The 20,033-nt window shown below is 66.2% G+C and carries 21 protein-coding genes and 1 tRNA gene; 16 read left to right on the top strand and 6 right to left on the bottom strand.

Annotated features, from left to right (window positions below):
- Positions 1-12 precede the first annotated feature (12 nt).
- The 5 genes from metC (at position 13) to HLH27_RS04490 (ending at position 4,136) form a co-directional block, all read left to right on the top strand.
- Positions 13-1,236 carry a cystathionine beta-lyase gene (gene metC / locus HLH27_RS04510; protein ID WP_182948747.1) on the top strand — a complete coding sequence of 408 codons (1,224 nt, stop codon included), beginning with the start codon at positions 13-15 and terminating at the stop codon, positions 1,234-1,236.
- A gap of 151 nt (positions 1,237-1,387) precedes the next feature.
- On the top strand, positions 1,388-2,173 hold the full coding sequence (surE, locus tag HLH27_RS04505) for a 5'/3'-nucleotidase SurE (protein WP_182948205.1): 786 nt from the start codon (positions 1,388-1,390) through the stop codon (positions 2,171-2,173).
- Between the two features lie 212 nt (positions 2,174-2,385).
- Positions 2,386-2,721 (top strand): helix-turn-helix transcriptional regulator, encoded by a 336-nt coding sequence (locus tag HLH27_RS04500; protein WP_182948203.1) that lies wholly within the window; start codon positions 2,386-2,388, stop codon positions 2,719-2,721.
- Complete coding sequence (locus HLH27_RS04495; RefSeq protein WP_182948201.1) at positions 2,718-3,302, top strand: DUF1700 domain-containing protein; 585 nt, start codon at positions 2,718-2,720, stop codon at positions 3,300-3,302. The genes HLH27_RS04500 and HLH27_RS04495 overlap by 4 nt, the downstream gene beginning before the upstream one ends.
- A 42-nt stretch (positions 3,303-3,344) precedes the next feature.
- Positions 3,345-4,136 (top strand): GIN domain-containing protein, encoded by a 792-nt coding sequence (locus HLH27_RS04490; RefSeq protein WP_182948199.1) that lies wholly within the window; start codon positions 3,345-3,347, stop codon positions 4,134-4,136.
- A gap of 54 nt (positions 4,137-4,190) precedes the next feature.
- On the opposite strand, the gene HLH27_RS04485 is transcribed toward HLH27_RS04490, so the two are convergent.
- On the bottom strand, positions 4,191-4,667 hold the full coding sequence (locus HLH27_RS04485; RefSeq protein ID WP_182948198.1) for a phosphate-starvation-inducible PsiE family protein: 477 nt from the start codon (positions 4,665-4,667) through the stop codon (positions 4,191-4,193).
- Between the two features lie 102 nt (positions 4,668-4,769).
- The gene (locus HLH27_RS04480) at positions 4,770-6,035 is read right to left on the bottom strand and encodes a cation:proton antiporter (protein WP_182948196.1); all 1,266 of its coding nucleotides are present in this window, start codon (positions 6,033-6,035) and stop codon (positions 4,770-4,772) included.
- 150 nt (positions 6,036-6,185) lie between these two features.
- Here HLH27_RS04480 and HLH27_RS04475 point away from each other — a divergent pair, with 150 nt between their 5' ends.
- Complete coding sequence (locus HLH27_RS04475) at positions 6,186-7,031, top strand: aldo/keto reductase (protein ID WP_182948194.1); 846 nt, start codon at positions 6,186-6,188, stop codon at positions 7,029-7,031.
- Positions 7,032-7,236: 205 nt separating this feature from the next.
- Positions 7,237-8,478, top strand: coding sequence for a hypothetical protein (locus HLH27_RS04470; protein ID WP_182948192.1), 1,242 nt, complete (start codon positions 7,237-7,239; stop codon positions 8,476-8,478).
- Positions 8,479-8,502: 24 nt separating this feature from the next.
- Here the strand turns inward: HLH27_RS04470 and HLH27_RS04465 are convergent, their stop codons facing one another.
- Positions 8,503-9,357 (bottom strand): phosphotransferase, encoded by an 855-nt coding sequence (locus HLH27_RS04465; RefSeq protein ID WP_182948191.1) that lies wholly within the window; start codon positions 9,355-9,357, stop codon positions 8,503-8,505.
- A 304-nt stretch (positions 9,358-9,661) separates the two neighbouring features.
- On the opposite strand from HLH27_RS04465, the gene HLH27_RS04460 reads away from it, so the two are divergent.
- A complete protein-coding gene (locus HLH27_RS04460; RefSeq protein WP_182948189.1) occupies positions 9,662-11,167 on the top strand; it encodes a YifB family Mg chelatase-like AAA ATPase in 1,506 nt (501 codons plus the stop codon).
- A 6-nt stretch (positions 11,168-11,173) separates the two neighbouring features.
- Here HLH27_RS04460 and HLH27_RS04455 read toward each other — a convergent pair whose 3' ends face one another.
- Positions 11,174-12,262, bottom strand: a complete 1,089-nt coding sequence (locus tag HLH27_RS04455; protein WP_246375480.1) for an acyltransferase family protein — start codon at positions 12,260-12,262, stop codon at positions 11,174-11,176.
- A 682-nt stretch (positions 12,263-12,944) separates the two neighbouring features.
- On the opposite strand from HLH27_RS04455, the gene HLH27_RS04450 reads away from it, so the two are divergent.
- On the top strand, positions 12,945-14,114 hold the full coding sequence (locus HLH27_RS04450; RefSeq protein ID WP_182948186.1) for an oxalate decarboxylase family bicupin: 1,170 nt from the start codon (positions 12,945-12,947) through the stop codon (positions 14,112-14,114).
- On the top strand, positions 14,114-14,773 hold the full coding sequence (locus HLH27_RS04445; RefSeq protein ID WP_182948184.1) for a YoaK family protein: 660 nt from the start codon (positions 14,114-14,116) through the stop codon (positions 14,771-14,773). Before HLH27_RS04450 ends, HLH27_RS04445 begins: the two co-directional genes overlap by 1 nt.
- Before the next feature lie 141 nt (positions 14,774-14,914).
- Here the strand turns inward: HLH27_RS04445 and HLH27_RS04440 are convergent.
- Positions 14,915-14,988: transfer RNA gene (locus tag HLH27_RS04440), tRNA-Gln, on the bottom strand.
- Between the two features lie 168 nt (positions 14,989-15,156).
- Between HLH27_RS04440 and HLH27_RS04435 the strand changes: the two genes are divergently transcribed.
- Together HLH27_RS04435 and HLH27_RS04430 are read left to right on the top strand one after the other, a co-directional pair.
- Complete coding sequence (locus HLH27_RS04435) at positions 15,157-16,290, top strand: Ppx/GppA phosphatase family protein (protein ID WP_182948182.1); 1,134 nt, start codon at positions 15,157-15,159, stop codon at positions 16,288-16,290.
- Entirely contained in the window at positions 16,287-17,078 is a 792-nt protein-coding gene (locus tag HLH27_RS04430; protein WP_182948181.1) for an RlmE family RNA methyltransferase, read from the top strand. Before HLH27_RS04435 ends, HLH27_RS04430 begins: the two co-directional genes overlap by 4 nt.
- A 173-nt stretch (positions 17,079-17,251) precedes the next feature.
- Here the strand turns inward: HLH27_RS04430 and HLH27_RS04425 are convergent, their stop codons facing one another.
- On the bottom strand, positions 17,252-18,166 hold the full coding sequence (locus tag HLH27_RS04425) for an ROK family protein (RefSeq protein ID WP_182948746.1): 915 nt from the start codon (positions 18,164-18,166) through the stop codon (positions 17,252-17,254).
- Between the two features lie 124 nt (positions 18,167-18,290).
- Here HLH27_RS04425 and HLH27_RS04420 point away from each other — a divergent pair, with 124 nt between their 5' ends.
- From HLH27_RS04420 to HLH27_RS17195, 4 genes are all read left to right on the top strand, one after another.
- Complete coding sequence (locus HLH27_RS04420; RefSeq protein ID WP_182948179.1) at positions 18,291-18,536, top strand: sulfurtransferase TusA family protein; 246 nt, start codon at positions 18,291-18,293, stop codon at positions 18,534-18,536.
- 142 nt (positions 18,537-18,678) lie between these two features.
- Entirely contained in the window at positions 18,679-18,909 is a 231-nt protein-coding gene (locus tag HLH27_RS04415) for an exodeoxyribonuclease VII small subunit (RefSeq protein ID WP_114728417.1), read from the top strand.
- 8 nt (positions 18,910-18,917) lie between these two features.
- Complete coding sequence (locus HLH27_RS04410) at positions 18,918-19,853, top strand: polyprenyl synthetase family protein (protein ID WP_182948177.1); 936 nt, start codon at positions 18,918-18,920, stop codon at positions 19,851-19,853.
- A gap of 5 nt (positions 19,854-19,858) precedes the next feature.
- Positions 19,859-20,033: 1-deoxy-D-xylulose-5-phosphate synthase N-terminal domain-containing protein (locus HLH27_RS17195; protein WP_182948175.1), on the top strand; the 175-nt coding region annotated here is incomplete at its 3' end.

Below are 20,033 nucleotides of genomic sequence, written 5' to 3'. Positions count from 1 at the left end.
GACCGCGAATCCATGCACCATGCGGTCTCGCGCGGATGGCGCGAGATGGGGACCCTGCTGGTCCATCTGGCCCGCGACCTGCCGCCCGACGCGCGCGGCACCCTGGTCAACCAGCCGCCCACACGCGGCTCCACGGTGCTGTTCCCGACCGTGGCGGACATGAACCGCAACGGCACGCGCCGCTACGATCACGAGGTGATCTACGGCGCCATGGGCACACCGATCCAGCACGAGCTGGAAGCCGCGATCGCGGCCGTCGAGGGCGCGCGCCATACCCAGATCGTGTCGTCGGGCCTGGCCGCCTGCACCACGCCGCTGCTGGCCTTCCTGGGCAAGAACGGCCATTGCCTGATCCCGGATTCGGTCTACGGCCCCACCCGGCGCTTCGCCAACACGGTGCTGCGCCGCTTCGGGGTGGAGACCACCTATTACCCCCCCTTGACCGACGCCGAGGGGCTGCGGGCGATGATGCGGCCCAATACCCAGGTCGTGGTCGCCGAAAGCCCCGGCAGCCATACGTTCGAGGTGCAGGATATCCGCATGATCGCCGACATCGCGCATGAACACGGCGCGCGGCTGCTGCTGGACAATACCTGGGGGGTGGGCATCTTCCGCCCGTTCGATCACGGGGTGGATATCGCGGTGCAGGCGCTGACCAAATATCCGGCCGGCCATTCGGACAGCATCATCGGCGCGGTCTCGGTCGCGGACGAGCAGGACTGGCACGTGCTGCGCGACACCTGCATCCAGCTCGGCCAGGTGGCCGGCCCGGACGATTGCTGGCTGACCCTGCGCGGCCTGCGCACCATGGGCGCGCGGCTGGAGCGCCAGTCGCGCAGCGCCATCGACGTGGCGCTGTGGCTGGCCGACCGGCCGGAGGTCGCGCGCGTGCTCCATCCGGCCCTGCCGTCCTGCCCGGGCCACGCGATATGGCGGCGCGATTTCAGCGGCGCCTCGTCCCTGTTCGGCGTGGTGTTCCGGCCGGAATACAGTCAGGAGGCGATGGTCGCCATGATCGACTCCCTGACCCTGTTCGGGATCGGGGCCTCGTGGGGCGGCTATGAAAGCCTGGTCCTGCCCACCACCGGCGGCGTCGTCCGCACCTGCGCGCCCGACGCGCCCGATTGCGGCCCCGCCTTCCGCCTGCATATCGGCCTGGAAAATCCCGAGGACCTGATTGCCGACCTGTCGGCGGGGCTGGAGGTGCTGACGGGCGCGGCCTCGTACGGCGACTGACCAGCTGCACCCGTTTTCGTGCCGCTGCGGCGGTGATACGCAGGCATGACGGCCGGGGCGGCCGGCACGATCGAGACCGGCCGCCCCGGCCCGACAGGCAACAGATGCGCCATCGTCGCCCCGCGCGACGGTCGCCGACCGGGAACGTGACATGGTGGATGGCGATTTTATCGCGCGGCGGATTCTCCTGACAAACGATGACGGCATCGACGCGCCGGGACTGGCCACGCTGGTCGAGATCGCGGCGACCCTGGCGCCCGAAATCTGGGTCGTGGCGCCCGAACGGGACCAGAGCGGTACCTCGCACGCGCTCAGCCTGCACGACCCGCTGCGGGTCAGCGAAAGGGGAGAGCGACGCTACGGCGTCTCCGGCACGCCCGGCGACTGCGTGGTGATGGGCGTGCGCCACCTGATGGCCGACCAGCCACCCGACCTGATCCTGTCCGGCGTCAATCGCGGCGCCAATCTGGGGATGGAAACGGTGTTCTCGGGAACGGTGGGGGCGGCCATGACCGGGCTGCTGCTGGGCATCCCGTCGATCGCGCTGAGCCAGCTCTTTACCCGCGACCAGCCGGTACGGTGGGAGACGGCGCGGGCACTGGCACCTTCCGTTATTCGCGCCATGTCGCGGCTCGACTGGGCGCGCGATGCCTGCCTCAACATCAACTTCCCCGACCGCCCGCCGGCGGAGGCAGGCGGCCCGGTGCTGACCAGCCAGGGGGCGGGCCTGCTGGGGGGCGCCTCCATCACGGCACGCACCGATCCGCGCAACGGGGCCTATCACTGGCTGAGCCTGACCCGCTCCTCCACCACCGACGACGAGGGGACCGAGACGGAGGCCGTTCTGTCCGGAAAGATCTCCATCACCCCGCTGCGCTTCGAACGCACCGACCAGGGCGTGCTGGGGCGGATGCGCGCGGCCCCGGCGCGATCCTGATCGGAAAATTCAGATAAATATCATTCAAAAATAAATAATTATCACAATATCCTCTCGCGATATCGCAACAAATCCAGCCGGCTCGTCCGGCTTTTTTTTGTGCCCGAATTCTCGGATCTCACAAAAAACTATTGCAAGGAACCGTCCAATAATGGCTACCTTGCATAGACAGGTTCCGTGCGGTGCGGAACCCAATCAAGGATCGAGACGTCGTGGACAGCAATCTCGTCCAGTTCAAGAAAGGGGTGCTGGAACTGTGCGTTCTCGCGCTCCTCGCGCGGTCGGACTCCTACGGCTACGACATTGCCAGCCGCCTGTCCGCCGCCATCGATATGGGTGAGGGAACGATCTACCCCCTGATGCGCCGGATGCAGAAGGACGGGCTGGTCTCCACCTACCTGGTCGAATCCTCCTCCGGCCCCCCGCGAAAATATTATCGCCTGACCGAAGGCGGCCGAAAAAACCTCAACGACCAGAAATCGGCGTGGACCGACTTCACGCGCGCCGTCGCCGCCATTCTGGACCTGGATCTGGAGAAGACATCATGAATGAGCGGGATTCGTTTCTCCGGAGGCTGAGGAGCGGCCTGTGGGGGCTGCCGCGACCGGCCATCGACGACATCATCGCCGATTACGAAGGGCATTTCGATGCCGGGCGCGCGGCGGGCCGCAGCGATGCCGACGTCGCCACCGCGCTGGGCGACCCGGCACGCCTGGCGCGCGAACTCCGTGCCGAAGCCGGCCTGCGCCGGTGGGAGGACGAGCGCAGCCTTGCCTCCGCCCTGGGGGTGATCGTGGGCGTGATCGGCCTGGCGGCGCTGGACCTGTTCGTGATCCTGCCGGTGCTGCTCGGCCTGGTGGGGTCGCTGTTCGCCTTCCTGGTGGGGGGCGTCGTCGTGGCGCTGTGCGGCGGCCTGATGCTGCCCTTCGCGCTCATCACCAACCTGCCGGGCTTCCCCGGCGACCGGTTGCAGGCCGGGCTGCTGAGCCTGGGCCTGCTGAGCGGCGGCGCCGCGGTGACTTCGGTCTGCATCCTGATCACCGTCGGGCTGGTCAACCTGCTGGTCCGCTACGGACGCGCCCATTACCGGCTGATTGCAGGCGGACGCAGTTCCGCGCTGCGCGACTGACGGACCATTCCGAACTGCGCCGGTGCGCGCAAGGAGAAAGCCATGATTCGTGGACTTATATTGGTGGCTGTCGGCGGAGCGTTCCTGTCGATGACCTGCTTCGCCGTGGCGGCCGTGCGCGGCCCCATGACCTGGAACGTCTCGGGATGGGACCTGGTCCATTTCGATGACGATGACGATGACGACGCCCCGGCGGGGCCGGCGGTCTCGCGCAAGATCGACTGGAAGGGCGGCGAGGCACTGGCCTTCGATGTTCCGGCCAGCATCGTCTATACGCAGGGCCCGGCCCCCTCCATCACCGTCACCGGCGCCCGCGATATCGTGGACCGGGTGAAGCTGGACGACAATGTGCTCGGCATCGACCATGTCTCGCACCATCACTGGCGCAACAGCCACCTGCGCATCGTCGTCACCGCGCCGGCCCTCAAGGCGCTGACCGTGGACGGCGCGGGCTCGCTGACGCTCAACGACGTGGCGGTGGACCATCTGTCCCTGACCGTGGAAGGCGCGGGCAGCCTGACCGGACACGGCAAGGCCGACGTGGTGACGCTCAAGGTCGCGGGGGCCGCCCATGCCGACCTGTCGGACATGATCGTGCGCGACGCGGATCTCGAAATCTCCGGCGCCGGCCATGTCCGCGTCGGGCCCAGCGGGCACGCGGCAGTCAGCCTCAGCGGCGTGGGCGCGGTGGAACTGACCCGCAAGCCTGCGTCCCTGACCAAGGAAATCAGCGGCATCGGCTCCGTCACGGTCGATGACGACGACCATGAAGACCATGACGGCGACGAGGATACCCCGAAAGTCAAGGAAAAGGCCGGGGACGTTCAGCTCTGACCGGCGATGGCGGGGGAGGAGGGTGGTTCATCTTCTCCCCCTGTGCCGCGTGGCTCAGGCCTCGTGCCCCTGCGGCTCCGCCTCGGCCGGGATGACGGATTTCGAGCGCACCAGCCAGTAGACACCCCCCAGCGCCAGCACCGCAGCCGACAGCGCCAGCATTTCCATGACGTTCACGCCGCTCAGGTCGAGAACGATGAACTTGCGGACGGTCGCCATCATGCCGATCAGCAGCACCGACCGCATGCGGATCAGGCTGTGCGACTGGGCCTGCGGCAGGACCAGAATGGAATGCTTGAATTCCAGCGCGATCAGGACGGTAAAGAACAGGCCGAAAATACCCTGGAGGACCGAAGGCTCGGTCGGTTGCAGCCCGGTGGTCAGCAGCAGGTGGATGACGGCCACCACCACATGCAGCAGGCCGACACAGGCCACGGCCGCGATGCACAGGGTCAGCACCAGCATCGCGATTTCCTCGAACAGGTCGAAAAGCGTGCCGACCTTGATGAAACCGGGTATGCGCTCGATCATGAAATCCCCCTTCGCCCGTGTCCACGAAGACGGGACCCGCTCGACCATCGGCCCACCCGTATAGCAAATTTTCGTGAGGAGTCAGAAGCCCGGCATGCCCGCTCAGGCGTTGCCTCCATCGGCGACCGGGCGATAAAGGCGGCCGACCAGGCGCTCCATCGTCAGCCCCTGCACCAGGATGGTAAACACCACGACCCCGTAGCAGGCGGGCAGCAGCGTATCGCGCAACGGCCCCGCTGGCAGGCCCAGCGCCAGCGAGACCGAAATCCCGCCCCGCAACCCGCCCCATGTCAGGACGACGAGCGCCCGCCAGCGGTCGCGATTGCGCAGATAGACCGGCAGCGTCGCGCACAGCACGCTCAACCCTCGCGCCACGATGGACAGCACGATGACCGCCAGCGTCGCAAGCAGCGACGACAGACGCGGCGTGATCTCCAGGATCTCGAAGCCGATCAGCAGGAAGAGCAGGACATTCAGCACCTCGTCCACCACGGACCAGAATGCCAGAATCTCGGCGCGCGAATGCGCGCGTATCGCTTCCTGGCCATAGCGCGTGCCCAGGCTCATCCCGGCCACGACCACGGCGATCGGCCCGGACATATGAAGGGAATTGGCCAGCGCGAACGTGCCCGACGCCAGGGCCAGCGTGGCCAGCAGGTCGATATGCGCATCCTCCACGCCGCGGACCAGGCGCAGCGCGACCCAACCGGTCAGCGCGCCCAGCAACCCGCCGCCCACAGCCTGAATCAAGAAGCCGGACGCGATATCGGCCGCCGACACGGCAGCGGTCTCGCCCGTCGCCAGCCCGATCGTGACGCCGAAGATCACCACCCCGACCCCGTCGTTGAACAGGCTTTCCCCCGCGAAGATCGCCTGCAACGGCGCCGGCAGCCCCAGCCGCCGCAGCATGCCGACGACCGATACCGGGTCGGTCGGCGCCAGGATCGCCCCCAGCACCACACACCACACGAACGGCACCGGCGCCCCGACCAGCGGAAAGACCCACCAGGCGGAGACTGCCAGCAGTCCGACCGCAAAGACGGTGCCCAGCACCGCCAGCGCCGTCACGGACACCATGCGCGAGACCATATGGTGCAGGTCCACCTGCATCGCCCCCGCGAACAGCAGCAGCGACAGCGCACCGTCCAGCAGGGTCCGGGGCAGGTCGACCGCCCCCAGCACCGCGCGGGGGATCAGGTGCAGGTCGTATGACGGGATCAGCGGGTCCAGCGCCATGATCGCCAGCGACACGCAAAGCGAGATCGCCAGCACCCCGATCGTCATCGGCAGGCGCAGCGTCCGGTGGTTGACAATGCCGAACAGCGTCGACAGCGTCGCGAGGATGGCGAACAGGCCGAGGGCGTTCATGAAACATGCCTTCCGGGTGATCGCGCCGCTGTCAAGGCGCCCGCTGTCAAGGGACCGGTGGCCCGGGCGGGCGGAACGGCATTTCCGTTCCCCCGTTCAGGGCCGGCGTGGCGCCCGCCTCGTGAACCGATACGCGCAAGGAGTTTCCCAATGAGCAAGATCGCTGTGCCCGAGCTGAAGCTGAACGACGGCGGATCCATTCCCGCCATCGGCTTCGGGACCTACCGGCTGAACGGCTCGTCGGGTGTCGAAGGGATCGTCTCGGCCATCCGCAACGGCTACCGCCTGCTGGATTCCGCCTTCAATTACGAAAATGAAGGCGCGGTCGGTGCCGCGATCCGCAAGGCCGGCGTGCCGCGCGACCAGCTGGTCGTCACCTCCAAGCTGCCGGGCCGCCACCATCATTTCGACGAGGCCATCGCAACGGTCGAGGAATCGCTCTACCGGGCGCAGCTCGATTATTACGACCTTTATCTGATCCACTGGCCCAACCCCAGCAAGGGCCTTTACTCCGAAGCCTGGAGCGCGCTGGTCGAGGCCCGCAAGCGCGGGCTCGTCCGCTCGATCGGCGTCTGCAATTTCCTGCCCGAGCATCTGAAGCGCATCATCGCGGATAGCGGCGTGATCCCGGTCCTCAACCAGATCGAGCTGCACCCTTATTTTCCCCAGCATGAACAGCTGGCCTTCAACCGGTCGCTCGGCATCGTCACCGAAGCCTGGAGCCCCCTTGGCCGCGCCAATCACCTGATGCAGGACCCGGTCATCCAGAAGATCGCCGCCCGGGTCCAGCGGACGACCGCCCAGGTCATCCTGCGCTGGCACGTCCAGCTCGGCGCCATATCGCTGCCCAAGGCGGCCAGCCCGGCACGCCAGGTCGAAAACCTCTCGGTATTCGATTTCGAACTGAGCGCCGAAGACATGGCGCAAATCGCAACCCTCGCACGGCCCGACGGCCGGACCTTCGACCAGGATCCGGCGCGTTACGAGGAGTTCTGACCCCGAAACTTGTCCCGTCAGGAATGCCGCAACCAGCACGGCAATTCGCGCCTGCATGGCGCGACGATGCCTTGCGCAGAATTCGCGTATCGAACAACGCTGTCCCAGGTCTGAAACGCATCGAATTGCGAGGAAGGGGAGATCCTGTCACGTTGCACGACCATTAAAACGGTGTAATTTCGGTGCGTATCACTTGAGACGACGCATGAGACAGTACCGTTTTTCCTTCAATACCATCCCACTTCCACTCGCCGGCACCATTTTCCTTCTTCTTTTGTTCCTGCGGCACCCGGCCGCGATCCTAGACGCCAATTTCTGGGGCGAGGACGGGTGGTTCTGGTACCCCGATGCCTATAAGATAGGCGTGCGCTCCCTCCTGCTGCCGCATACCGGCTATCTCCAGACCATTTCGCGGCTGGGCGGGCTGGCCGCGCAACTGGTTTCCGTACGCTGGGGGCCAACAGTCTTCGCGGTCATCGCGCTGGTCGTGCAGATGCTTCCGGCCCTGTTCCTGGTATCGCGCCGCTTCGATGCGCTCTGGCCCCATTATCCGTCCCGCCTGGCGTTCGCGCTCGTCTATGTCGGCCTGCCGAACAGCGTCGAGACCTCCGGCAACCTGACGAACAGCCAGTGGTATCTCGCGATCCTGGCCTTCCTGGTGATCGTGAGCGCGCCGCCGCGCGGGGGCATCGGCCGGCTGGGCGATAGCGTGGCTCTTGTTCTCTCGGGCCTGAGCGGCCCGTTCTGCATTCTGCTTCTGCCCGTCGCGGTCTGGAACTGGTGGCTGGACCGGGGCAGGGAAGGGGCGCTCCGCCTGGCCCTGGTGCTGGCCACGACCACCATCCAGGCCGTCATGCTGGTACAGACCATGGGGCAGTCCCGGCCAAAGGGGCCGCTTGGCGTCACGCTTCCCAATCTCGTCCATATCATCGCAATGAAGCTTGTCTTCGCCCTGTGCCTCGCTTCCCACCAACTGGAACGGCTGGTCCGCACCAGCGACATCGTCGCCGGCGTGCTTTCCGTGGCGGTCGTCACGATCCTGGTGCTGGCATGGCGGTACGGAACCACGCTGTTCCGTCAGTTCGCGCTCTTCGGCGCACTGGTCTTCTCGGCCTCACTGGTTACGCCTGTCGGTGCGGGCCCGTCCCCCTGGGTCACGCTCGGGACGCTGGGGGGCGGCGCACGCTATTTCGTCATCCCGCTGCTGGTCGTCGCTGCGGCATTCTTCACGCTTGCCGCCACGCCTCGGGGGCGGCTTTCCTCCGCCGGGCTCGCTCTGTGCCTGCTGATGACGATCGGGATCGTGCGCGACCGCAGCTATCCACATATGACCCCGACGGATTTCAATCGCGTCGCCAACGCGTTCGCAAACGCACCTGCGGGAACCCGCATGGTCTTTCCCGTCCGCCCGGAAGGCGAAAAACCGATGGTGCTGATCAAGAAATAACCGGCATGGCGCGTGGGATACTCCTCATGCGGGCGGCAGGCGCAACGCCCTCTGCGCCCAGGCAAGGGCGGTAACGAGCTGTCGCCGCTGCACCTGCCGCACCCGCGGCGCGTGCGGAATGACAGGCAGGCCCGCGCGCGCGGCGAAATAGCCCGAAACCCATGCGGCAACCTCCGGTGCACCGGGCAATAGTACCTCGGGCTCAGGACCGCCTTCATCGGCAAGGCTGGGCAGCCAGAAGCCCAGGTCGAGGCGCGGGTTGGACAGGCAGGCCTCCGACCAGTCCACCAGCTTCGCGCCATCCGCCGGAAAGGCCAGATTGTCGCTGCGGATGTCCCAATGGCAGGGCGCATTGCCCGACGTGGCACAACTGGCTTCCGCCGCCAGCAATGCGGGCAATGCGCGGCAAAGCCACGCCTGCGAAGCGATGCCCAACCCCAGAAAGGGCCCAGGATCGCGCTGGACGACAACCCATCCCGCATCCATATCGCCATGGATGTCGCGGTAGGGACGCAGCGCCGCCGGCGAGGCATGCAGCCGCTCGACAAGACGCAGGACGCTCTCGATCTTCTTCGCGTCCCATGGCGGCGCGACAAAATTGCCGGACAGATCTTCCGTCACCAGAATCGGATGTGTCTCATCGTCCTGAAACCCGATGAGTGTCGGACGAAACGCCATGCCGACCGCCCGGTAGGCAGCTTCCTCCTTTCGCAATGCGGAAGCTGTCGCGCCATTGGTTCCGATCTTCACGAACGCGCTTTTCCTGGCAGCCTGCACCCGGTACCGCGCGGCAGGGGTATAGCCGCCGGCGATGCGCGACAGCGATTGCGGGGTCCAGTCCAGAATCGATGCAACACGTTCGGCGATCCACGGGTCCATGATCGTCACATCCGTCGGCAGGCATTATGTCGCCTGCAACCGCAAGATAATCATGGCCCGTGACAGGGGGATAGCGCGGCGTAACACTCGCTTGGCTCACGATGGTCTCGACCCGGACATCCACGTCGCGACGGAGGAAGAAGGCGCTGGCGTACCGCTCCATCGCCGCGCACCGTCAAAAGTCGTATAATATATATTATGCCAACTCATGGCCGCACCATCATGGCGGCAGCCCATGGGGTTTCGCGGCGGCCGTTCTGGGCTACAACATGATCATACAGGATTTTCCGGCGATCGGGGCCGCATGACCATTTCTTCCGTACTGGGTTTCGCCCTGTCGGGCATCGACGCCATTCCCGTGCGGGTCGAGGTGCAGCTGGCGTCGGGCCTGCCATCGTTCCTGATCGTCGGCCTGGCCGACAAGGCCGTGGCCGAAGCCCGCGAGCGCGTGCGCGCGGCACTGGCGGCCATGGGCCTTGCGCTGCCGGCCAAGCGGATCGTGGTCAACCTCGCACCCGCCAACATCGTCAAGGAAGGATCGCATTTCGACCTGCCCATCGCGCTGGCCCTGCTGACGGCAATGGCGGTCGTCCCGCCCGAGGAAAGCGGACGCTACGGCGCGATCGGCGAATTGTCGCTGGATGGACGGATCAACCCGGTCCCCGGCGTGCTCCCTGCGGCCCTGAGTGCGGTGGACCAGTCGCGCGGTCTGATCTGCGGTGCCCAGCAAGGTGCCGAGGCACGCTGGGCCGGCGAAACGCTCGATATCGTCGCGGCCGATTGCCTGCTGGCACTGGTAAACCACCTGACCGGCGAACAGGTCCTGCCGTCGGTCGAATTGCCGGCCCGGCTGCCGTTCGACCCCGCGGGCGGCCCGGACCTGGCGGATGTGCGCGGCATGGAAACGGCGCGTCGGGCGCTGGAAGTCGCGGCCGCCGGGGCGCATTCGCTGTTGATGACGGGGCCGCCCGGTGCCGGAAAATCGATGCTGGCGGCGCGCCTGCCCTCGCTGCTGCCCGACCTGACGAGCGCCGAGATCCTGGAAATCAGCCGCATTCACAGCATTTCCGGCCAATTGCCCATGGGGCTGCCCATCTTCCGGCCCCCTTTCCGCGATCCGCATCACTCGACCAGCCAGGTCGCCCTGGTGGGCGGCGGCAGCCGGATCCGGCCCGGCGAAGTCAGCCTGGCCCATCGCGGCGTGCTGTTTCTCGACGAACTGCCCGAATTCTCCCGCCCGGCGCTGGAGGCACTGCGCCAGCCGATCGAAACCGGTACCATCACGGTGGCAAGGGCATCGGGCCACGTCACCTACCCTGCCCGTTTCCAGCTGGTGGCGGCCATGAACCCCTGCCGTTGCGGCTATCTGGGCGATGCCGCGCAGGAATGCCGCAAGGCGCCCCGCTGCGGCGAGGATTATACGGCCCGCATCTCCGGCCCGATGCTGGACCGGATGGATATGAGCGTGCATGTCGAACCGGTCTCGCCGGCCGAACTGGCGGGCCTGCCGACCGGCGAAAGCAGCGCCATGGTGGCGGAACGCGTCGCGGCCGCGCGTGCGATCCAGTCAGCGCGCCAAGACGGGCTGACCAATGCCGAGGCCTCGCCCGACCTGTTCCCTATCGATGCTGCTGCCCGCGACTATGCGGTGCGCGCCGCCGACCGCCTGCGCCTGTCGGCACGCGGATTTACCCGCCTGCTGCGCGTGGCCCGCACCATCGCCGATCTGGCGGATGAGACGGAAACCGCCCAGCCCCACGTCGCCGAAGCCCTGAGCTATCGGCTGCGCCGCCCCGACCGGCGCATGTGAGTCCCCTCACCGCGCATCCTTTTCCTGCCGCATAGGCCAAAGACGCGCCATTTCGGAGAAAAGCGCCTCCAGTATCCGACGGGCTGCCGCGTTCATCCGCCGCTCGAAGCCATAATGCAGCGCGACGGCCGCCGCCTGGGCGATGACGAGGCAGGAGAGCAGATAGAACACGACATATCCGTGGAGATGCGCATGGCTGAAGCCCAGCGCGACGGCACGCATGACGAACGGATGGGTCAGGTAAAGCATATAGGACGCCTCCCCCAGGCGCATGATCCATTGTTCGACCATGCCGGGCGGAGTGTGCGACCGGCGCCCCAATGTCGCCGCGGCGACCAGCGCGGTGGCGGCGCCCCCATGTACCGGAAGCCCCGATGCCGGCGGCATGACGGCCAGAAACATGATGGCCGCAAAACCCAGTGCCAGTCGCGCGGCATCGGACAGGACGATTTTCCCCGCCGCCAGTGCCAGCAGCATTCCGCAGCAGAACTCCAGCACGATCGGGCGGCCCCAGAATCGCAGGACCGTAACGGCAGGATGCGGCACAAGCGTCAGGAGCGCGAGCACGGCACTGGCCGCCAGAACCGCATACCCCCGCCGCCAGCGCAGGCAGAAGACGAAGACCAGATAGAACAGCATCTCGTAATTCAGCGTCCAGCCCAGGCCGAAGACCGGCTGGACGATGCCGTCCGGACGCGTACTGGGGATGAACAGATAGCTGGCGAGGATGTAGGACAGGCCGCCGAGCGTGCCATTGACCTGGTGCGCCATGGTCAGGGAAATGACGAGAAACAGCGTCGTGGTCAGCCAGTAGAGCGGCACGACGCGCGCCAGCCGGCGTATGGCGAATGCGGACATCGCCCCCGGCGCGCCGAAAAGAGCGCCCGAGGAATATACGATCACGAAGCCGGAAATGACGAAGAAGACATCGACCCCGGTCGCCCACGGAAAATGATCGTGCAGATTCTTCAGCCACATGGCGGAAGGATTCAGCGCCTGGGCATTCCACAGGATATGCTCGAATGACACAGACAGCGCCGCAAAGGCGCGCAGAACCTGCAAACCCGTAATTTTATGCCGGCCAGCAGCAGACATTGTGGTCCCGATGATCAATTTTTATGGGGCGCGAGAAAGCCGGCACGAACCTTTCCCGAGCGATAAGCAAAATGAGTTTCGTCCGGGTGGATCATTGCAGAGGCTCCAGGGGCAGGTGGATGTCCCCTCGCCCGGCATCGTCCAGCGTCCGGCGTGGGGCGCCGAGAGGTAGCAGACACTCGGAGAGTCGGCCAATCCATGAGGTCCAGGGTGTAGCGGGTCGGAATTCGGTCGGGCGCCGGTGGCGAAGGAACCTCCTGCTCCTCCCGCCAGACGATCCAGCGGGCACACCGTTCCCCCGGCGCATGCGCGAGAAGGTTTTTTCAGGCATGGGCGCGGCGGCCAGGGGCTGAATGAGCACGCTTAGGCGGAAAAATACCCAAATGAAACAACGTTACGACATAAATAAATAAAATCGATATTGCCAATAATTGCTTTTATTTACGTGAATAATATTCTGAAAATTAGATTTTTAATTGGCATAATATATATTAAGCGTCTTTTTTATTATTCAATTACTTTCATATTTATTGATGCCCCAGACACGCGCGGCGCCGGACCGCGCGTCACGCCCGGCAATCCCGCAGAATCGTAAAAAATCGAGATCCTTGATCAGTGTCAACGGCCGCCGCCACGCCTTGACATACTATGTCATAAATCAAGCCGATCAGGAGGTATTCCGATGACCGATCTTCCCTGGCTGAGTTCCAAACCCGAAGCGCCGGAACCCATTCGCGGCGACCGGGGCGCAAGCATCCTGGGCCCGCGCAATCTTGCGCGCGAACGCGAGGTTCCCGACCTGCTCGCCTCGCCGGACACCGATGCCGGTACCATTCCCAACCTGAAATTTTCCTACGCGGACGCGCGCAACCGCCTCGGTTCGGGCGGCTGGGCGCGCGAAATCACCATTCGCGAGCTTCCCGTCGCCACGACGCTCGCCGGCGTCAACATGCGCCTCAAGCCCGGCGGATACCGCGAACTGCATTACCATAAGGAAGCCGAGTGGGGCTTCATGATCGCGGGGCAGGCCCGCGTCACGGCGATCGACACCGAAGGTCGCCCCTTCGTCGACGATGTCGAGGCCGGCGATATCTGGAACTTCCCGGCCGGCATTCCCCATTCCATCCAGGGGCTGGGCGAGGAGGGATGCGAGTTCCTGCTGGTCTTCGACGATGCCAATTTCTCGGAAAACGAGACGTTCCTCGTCAGCGACTGGTTCGCCCACACGCCGCGACACATCCTGGCCCGGAATTTCGGCGTGCCGGAATCCGCGTTCGCCCACCTGCCCACCGATGTCGAAAAGACCCGCTGGATCTTCAACGGCACCGAACCCACGGTCGCGAAGCAGGATGCGATCAAGTGCCCCCAGGGCCCGTCGCCGATCCGCTACACGCATCGCTTCCTGAAGCAGGAGCCCTCCCGCGCTGCCGGCGGGACCGTCCGCGTCGTCGATTCCCGCAATTTTCCGGCGGCCTCCACCATCGCCGCCGCGATCAACGTCGTCGAACCCGGGCGGCTGCGCGAACTCCATTGGCACCCCAACAACGACGAATGGCAGTATTTCGTCCGTGGCCGTGCCCGCATGACCGTCTTCGCCTCGGGCGGCAAGGCGCGGACCTTCGATTATTGCGCCGGCGATGTCGGATACGTGCCGCTGGGCATGGGCCATTATCTGGAGAATATCGGCGACGAGCCGATGGTGTTCCTCGAAGCCTTCAAGAGCGACCGGTTCGCCGATTTCTCGGCCAACCAGTGGCTCGGCCTGTCACCGCGCCAGATGGTGAAGGAACATCTCAACCTCGATGACGAGACCCTGTCGAAACTGCGCCAGGACAAGCCCCTGATCGTCTGATGCTCTCCACGACGCACTCGGCGCTGCGGGTAGCGGCGCTGAGCCTCGTTGCCGGTTACGTGGATGCCGTGGGCTATGTCGAACTCCACGGCATCTTCAGCGCCGCCATGACCGGCAACACGACCAGTTTCGGACTCTCGCTCGCCCGGCAGGACTGGCCGAGGGTTGCAGCCGTCGGCACCGTCCTCGGCCTGTTTTTCTGCGGTGCCCTGGCTGCCAGCCTGCTGCGGCGCAGCCTGCGCGCCTATCGCCACGAATGGCTCTGGATCGCCGCCCTGCTCATCCTGGCCCAGTGCCTGCACTGGTCCCACACCGCCGCCACGGGCTCGCGGGTCGAGACCCTTCTCCTCACCGTCGCCATGGCCATGCAGGGCGAGGTCCTGTCCCGCTTTTCCAGCGTCTCGGTGCAGACGATCGTCGTCACGAACAACATCATCAAGTTCGCGGACAATGTCGCGGGGTTTCTCCGGGCTCCCAAAGGCGGAAAACCCGCCTTTTCCCTTGCGGCCGCCCTGCCCGGCCTTGCCTGGGCATGCTGCATCGCCGGAGCGTTCCTCTCCGTTCCCATGCGCCATGCGACCTCGGCCTATTTCCTGCTGCCGGTCCCGCTCCTGATCGGCCTCTGCTTTCTCCGCCGCGACGAACTGGAACAGGCCTAGACGCACCCTCCCCGCCGGAGACGAATTGAACATCCGGAGGCCGGACATGGCGGCAGGACGGTCATTCACCGCATTCGATGGAATCCGCATGCGGAATTCCCGATCAAGCGGCGTAGCGTCCGAATATTTAAAGGGAAATATTGGCTGGGGGACCTGGATTCGAACCAGGGCTGACCGGGTCAGAGCCGGTAGTTCTACCGCTAAACTATCCCCCAACCGGGTGACCGGGCTTAGTGCCGTGCGGTGAGGGGCTGATAGCATCGGCCATCGGACGTGACAAGCACCTTTCCGTGCTGTTTTTGCAAAGAGTCATATTTGTCTTGCCCTGCGTGCGGGTCAGCACACACTATATGCTACATACGGTGTGGCAGAGGGACCGTCCGATGGACAATACGATGTCCTGGCGCGATGGCCAGGAGGCAAGGCGACTCCCCCGTGCTCCGGGATTCAGGGCGAATCGCAGCATGCTGGGCATGTTCGGGGCGATCGATCTCGGGACGAACAATTGCCGGCTGATGATCGCCGCCCCCCATGCCGACGGTTTTCGCGTCGTCGACAGCTTCAACCGCATCGTCCGCCTGGGCGAAGGCCTGCAACGCACCGGGCAGCTCAGCCCCCATGCGATGGACCGCACCATCGAGGCATTGCGGATCTGCGCCATGCGCATGGAGCGCCGACGCCTGTATCGCTACCGCGCCGTCGCGACTGAGGCCTGCCGCCGCGCGGGCAACGGCGCCGCGTTCATCGAGCGCGCGCGCCAGGAAACCGGTCTGGACATCACCGTCATCTCGTCGCGCGAGGAAGCCGAGCTGGCGATGGAAAGCTGTTCGGCCCTGCTGCATGACGACCGGGTATCCCCCGCGCGCACCCGCGCGCTGCTGTTCGACATCGGCGGCGGCTCGACCGAAATCGCCTGGGTCCGCACCGACCGCCACAGCCGCCGCCAGGATCTCAGCGGCTATCTCAGCCTGCCCGCGGGCGTGATCACCCAGGCCGAGCAGTTCGGCGAGAGCGCGTTCAGCGAACAGGGCTACCAGCGGATGGTCGAGCAGATCGCCAACCAGCTGCGCGCGTTCGAGGCCGTGCACTGCATCCGCCGCGAAATCAGCCGCGACAATGTCAGCCTGATCGGCACCAGCGGCACCGTCACCACCCTGGCCAGCATCGCCCTATCCCTGCCCCGCTACAGCCGGACGGCGGTCGACGGCACGATCCTGGAGGCCGGGCCGGCGCTGGAGGCGATTCGCACCCTGGCCGCCATGGGGCCGGCCGGGCTCAGCCAGCATCCGTGCGTCGGCCCCGACCGGGCACAGTACGTCATGCCGGGCTGCGCGATCTTCGAGGCGATTCACCGCGTATGGCCGGTGCCGGAAATCATGGTGGCCGATCGCGGCCTGCGTGATGGTATGCTGCTGCGCATGATCAACGATTCGACCAGTATGGCCCTGCCGTCGTCATCGGCGCCCCTGCCCTTTGCAGCGTCCCGGCCGCCCGCGATGGGCGTATCGCTTCCATGAAGCGGCGTCCCCCCGCCGGCGGCGGTAAGTCACGGGTTCCCGGCAAGGCACTCAGCAGCAGTTCGAACCCCGGGGGCGGCGATGCGGCTGCCGATTCCGGGGCCGCACGCGCAACGCGCAGCCAGTCCGTATCGCTGCGCACCGCGCGCGGGCGCACCACGGCCCAGCAGCGCTGGCTCAACCGGCAACTGAACGATCCCTACGTCCAGGCCGCCCGCAAGCAGGGCTGGCGGTCGCGCGCGGCCTTCAAGCTGATCGAACTGGACGACCGTTTCCACCTGATCCGCCCCGGCATGCGGGTGGTCGACCTCGGCGCCGCTCCGGGCGGATGGACGCAGGTCGCCGTCAAGCGCGGAGCGAGCAACGTCGTCGGCGTCGACCTGCTGCCGGTCGATCCGGTGGCCGGCGCCACGATCCTCGAGGGCGATTTCAACGATCCCGACCTGCCGGACAAGCTGACGGACCTGCTGGGTGGCCCGGCCGATCTGGTCCTGTCCGACATGGCGCCGAATACGACCGGCCACGCGCCCACGGACCATCTGCGCATCATCGGCCTGGCGGAACTGGCGCTGGATTTCGCGCTGAAGGTTCTGGCGCCGGGCGGCACCTTCGTCGCCAAGGTCTTCCAGGGCGGGTCGGAAAAGCAGATGCTGGAACCGATGAAGCACGCCTTCGCGACCGTCCGCCACGCCAAGCCGCCGGCCAGCCGCAAGGAATCGAGCGAGCTGTACGTGGTGGCTACCGGCTTCCGTCCCGAGCGTGTCCTCCCGACCCAACCCGAAGACTGAGTTCCGGTCCGCAAACGCGCGCTGGCGGCAATCCGGCGCGCGCTTCCCGTGCTGCGGTGCTCGGGAACACACGCCGGGCGCAACCCTTGCGGGCCGCTCTCGCTCGCCGGCCCGCGTTCTTTCGAATCCCCCATCGAGGGGGATGACCGGCGCGCAGAAATGCGTGCCGCGGACTACGCCCCGACCTCGTCCGCCGACCACAGCCAGGCCGCGCCACGCACGCCCGAACTGTCGCCATGCTGGTTGCGAACGACCGGCGTGTTGCATTGCGGCGTGATGACGTAGCGCGGCATCAGCAACGGCACGCGATCGTAGATCGACAGCAGGTTCGACACCCCGCCCCCCAGCACGATCACATCCGGGTCCAGGAAGTTGATCGCCATGGCACAGGCTCGCGCCAGACGGTCCACATAGCGGTCCAGCGCACCGATGGCGGCGATGTCCCCGGCCTCGGCCGCCGCCTCGATTCCCGCCGTGTCGCGATGGCCCGGCCCCTTCCAGTCCTGCGCCAGCGACGGGCCGCTCAGGAACCGCTCCAGGCAGCCCTCATTGCCGCAGAAACATTTGGGGAACGGCATCTCCGTGATTCGCGGCCAGGGCAGCGGAACATGCCCCCATTCGCCGGCGATATGGTGCGCACCGGTCAGCAGCTTGCCGTCCACGACCAATCCGCCGCCCATTCCGGTGCCGAGAATCACCCCCAGCACGACGCGGCGGCCGGCAGCCGCGCCATCCACGGCCTCGGACAGGGCAAAGCAATTGGCATCGTTCTCGACACGGACCTCGCGCCCGACGGATTCGGTCAGGTCGCGCCCGAAGGGCTGGTTGTTCAGCCAGGTGGCATTCGCGTTCTTGATCAGCCCGCTCTCGGGGCTGATCGACCCCGGAATGCCGATGCCCACGCTGCCCGTGCCGCCCAGTTCGGCGTCCATCCCGGCGACCAGGTCGCGGATGGCCGCGACCGCGCCGGCATAATGCCCGGGATTGGCGATCCGTCGTCGGACGAGTTCCCTACCGTCAGCGCGGGCCAGCGCCGCGATTTCGATCTTCGTCCCGCCAAAATCGATTCCGATCCGATAGCCGGTCATATCCATCCCGTCAGCCGTGATATTTTCCATGGTCTCTGTTTCTTCTATGGTGCGACCTTCCGTGCCGTAAAGTCACCCCGAGGCAGAGGTTCGCGAGCCCTGCCGCCTTCCGGAGTCCGCTGCCATGAGCGAGACGCTGCTCGACGTCAAAGGGCTGAGCTGCCCCCTGCCCGTCCTCAAGGCCAACCGGGCCCTGCGCGGCATGCAGCCGGGCGACCGGTTGCGGGTGATCGCGACCGACCGGGCCAGCGTTGCGGATTTCCAGGCATTCTGCCGTGAAACCGGCCATGCCCTGATCGCCTTCGGCGAGGATGGCGGCGTGCTCTCCTTCGTGATTCGGCGCCGGCCCGAAGCACCGGCAACCCCTTAAGGACGCGATACTTGCCACTTCGTTCCAAAGACGTGCCCTAAATGCCACAGGCGGCACAAAATCCCCCCATCCGCCCTATGCCCTTGGCAGAAGCGGCCACCTGGGAGTAATTCCTGCGCCTCATGATGGAAGAACCGCACCCATGACGGAAGATCTGTCCCAGCTTTCCTTCGAGGATGCCCTCGCGCAGCTCGAGGACATCGTGCGCAAGCTCGAAGGCGGACAGCTTCGCCTCCAGGATGCCATCGCATCCTACGAGCGTGGGGCGGCCCTGAGACGACACTGCGAGAGCAAGCTGAACGAGGCCGACGCCCGCGTTCAGGCGATCATCCAGCGGGCCGATGGCGCGCTGGAGACGAAATCGATGGATTGACGTAACCGATGAGCCACACCACAGCGACCGCCCGGACCGGGCAGACCGCGGACCGCGCCAGCCTGCTGCGGTCTTCCCTGTCGACCCGGGCCACCGCCGTCGAAGCCGCGATCGACAGCCTGCTGCCCCCCGTGCCGGGCGCCGAGGGCCGGGTGATCGACGCCATGCGCTATGCCACGCTGGGCGGCGGCAAGCGCCTGCGGGGCTACCTGACGGCGGAAGTCGCCAGCCTGTTCGATGTGGACGCCGCCCGGTCCTATCGCGTCGCGGCCTCGGTCGAGATGCTGCATGCCTATTCGCTGGTGCATGACGACCTGCCGGCGATGGATGACGACGATCTGCGCCGCGGCCAGCCCTCGACGCACCGCAAGTTCGACGAAGCCACCGCCATCCTGGCCGGCGACGCGCTGCAGACCATGGCGTTCGAGATCCTGGCCGACGAGGCCACCCACCCCGACGCGACCATTCGCATCGGCCTGGTGGCGGCCCTGGCCGCCGCATCGGGCGCGGCCGGCATGGTCGGCGGCCAGATGATCGACATGGAGGGCGAAGGCCGTTCGCTCTCCCTGCCGGAAGTCGAGCGCCTGCACGCGCTCAAGACCGGTTGCCTGATCCGCTACGCGGCCGAGGCCGGGGCAATTCTCGGGCAGGCGGACCACGCGGTCCGCGCCCGCATCGCCGCCTACGGGCGCGACCTGGGTGCGGCCTTCCAGATCGCCGACGACGTGCTGGACGCCACGGCCAGCGCCGAGGAACTGGGCAAGACCGCCGGCAAGGACCTGGCGGCAGGCAAATCCACCTATGTCGCCCTGCTGGGTGTCGACGGCGCGGCGCGCGAGGCGCGGCGCGTGGCCGAACAGGCGGAAGCCCATCTCGATATCTTCGGACCCGAGGCCGACCGGCTCCGGGACCTGATCCGTTACGTCGTCGATCGCAGGAGCTGAAGACCATGGCCGAAGAAAAGAACGGCGCCGAGATCCCGGACCCGATCCCGACGAAGGGCCGTTTTCCCCTCCTGGACCGCGTGACCACGCCGCGCGACCTGCGCAACCTGTCGGTGGACCAGCTGCGCCAGCTGGCCGAGGAACTGCGGGCCGAGACGGTGGATGCGGTCTCGACCACCG

It is taken from the genome of Gluconacetobacter takamatsuzukensis (assembly GCF_014174275.1).
In the GTDB taxonomy this organism is placed as follows: domain Bacteria; phylum Pseudomonadota; class Alphaproteobacteria; order Acetobacterales; family Acetobacteraceae; genus Gluconacetobacter; species Gluconacetobacter takamatsuzukensis.
Note: the sequence above shows the minus strand (reverse complement) of the source record. Positions and strands in the feature narration are given on the sequence as shown.

Excerpts from the sequence above, each read along its gene's own strand:
- HLH27_RS04415 (WP_114728417.1), top strand. The coding sequence starts at position 18,679 with ATGACGGAAGATCTGTCCCAGCTTTCCTTCGAGGATGCCCTCGCGCAG.
- HLH27_RS04435 (WP_182948182.1), top strand. The coding sequence starts at position 15,157 with ATGGACAATACGATGTCCTGGCGCGATGGCCAGGAGGCAAGGCGACTC.
- HLH27_RS04470 (WP_182948192.1), top strand. The coding sequence starts at position 7,237 with ATGAGACAGTACCGTTTTTCCTTCAATACCATCCCACTTCCACTCGCC.
- metC (WP_182948747.1), top strand. The coding sequence starts at position 13 with ATGCACCATGCGGTCTCGCGCGGATGGCGCGAGATGGGGACCCTGCTG.
- HLH27_RS04450 (WP_182948186.1), top strand. The coding sequence starts at position 12,945 with ATGACCGATCTTCCCTGGCTGAGTTCCAAACCCGAAGCGCCGGAACCC.
- HLH27_RS04475 (WP_182948194.1), top strand. The coding sequence starts at position 6,186 with ATGAGCAAGATCGCTGTGCCCGAGCTGAAGCTGAACGACGGCGGATCC.
- HLH27_RS04490 (WP_182948199.1), top strand. The coding sequence starts at position 3,345 with ATGATTCGTGGACTTATATTGGTGGCTGTCGGCGGAGCGTTCCTGTCG.
- HLH27_RS04465 (WP_182948191.1), bottom strand. The coding sequence starts at position 9,357 with ATGGACCCGTGGATCGCCGAACGTGTTGCATCGATTCTGGACTGGACC.
- HLH27_RS04485 (WP_182948198.1), bottom strand. The coding sequence starts at position 4,667 with ATGATCGAGCGCATACCCGGTTTCATCAAGGTCGGCACGCTTTTCGAC.
- HLH27_RS04480 (WP_182948196.1), bottom strand. The coding sequence starts at position 6,035 with ATGAACGCCCTCGGCCTGTTCGCCATCCTCGCGACGCTGTCGACGCTG.
- HLH27_RS04430 (WP_182948181.1), top strand. The coding sequence starts at position 16,287 with ATGAAGCGGCGTCCCCCCGCCGGCGGCGGTAAGTCACGGGTTCCCGGC.
- surE (WP_182948205.1), top strand. The coding sequence starts at position 1,388 with ATGGTGGATGGCGATTTTATCGCGCGGCGGATTCTCCTGACAAACGAT.
- HLH27_RS04410 (WP_182948177.1), top strand. The coding sequence starts at position 18,918 with ATGAGCCACACCACAGCGACCGCCCGGACCGGGCAGACCGCGGACCGC.
- HLH27_RS04445 (WP_182948184.1), top strand. The coding sequence starts at position 14,114 with ATGCTCTCCACGACGCACTCGGCGCTGCGGGTAGCGGCGCTGAGCCTC.
- HLH27_RS04460 (WP_182948189.1), top strand. The coding sequence starts at position 9,662 with ATGACCATTTCTTCCGTACTGGGTTTCGCCCTGTCGGGCATCGACGCC.
- HLH27_RS04495 (WP_182948201.1), top strand. The coding sequence starts at position 2,718 with ATGAATGAGCGGGATTCGTTTCTCCGGAGGCTGAGGAGCGGCCTGTGG.
- HLH27_RS04420 (WP_182948179.1), top strand. The coding sequence starts at position 18,291 with ATGAGCGAGACGCTGCTCGACGTCAAAGGGCTGAGCTGCCCCCTGCCC.
- HLH27_RS04425 (WP_182948746.1), bottom strand. The coding sequence starts at position 18,166 with ATGACCGGCTATCGGATCGGAATCGATTTTGGCGGGACGAAGATCGAA.
- HLH27_RS04455 (WP_246375480.1), bottom strand. The coding sequence starts at position 12,262 with ATGTCTGCTGCTGGCCGGCATAAAATTACGGGTTTGCAGGTTCTGCGC.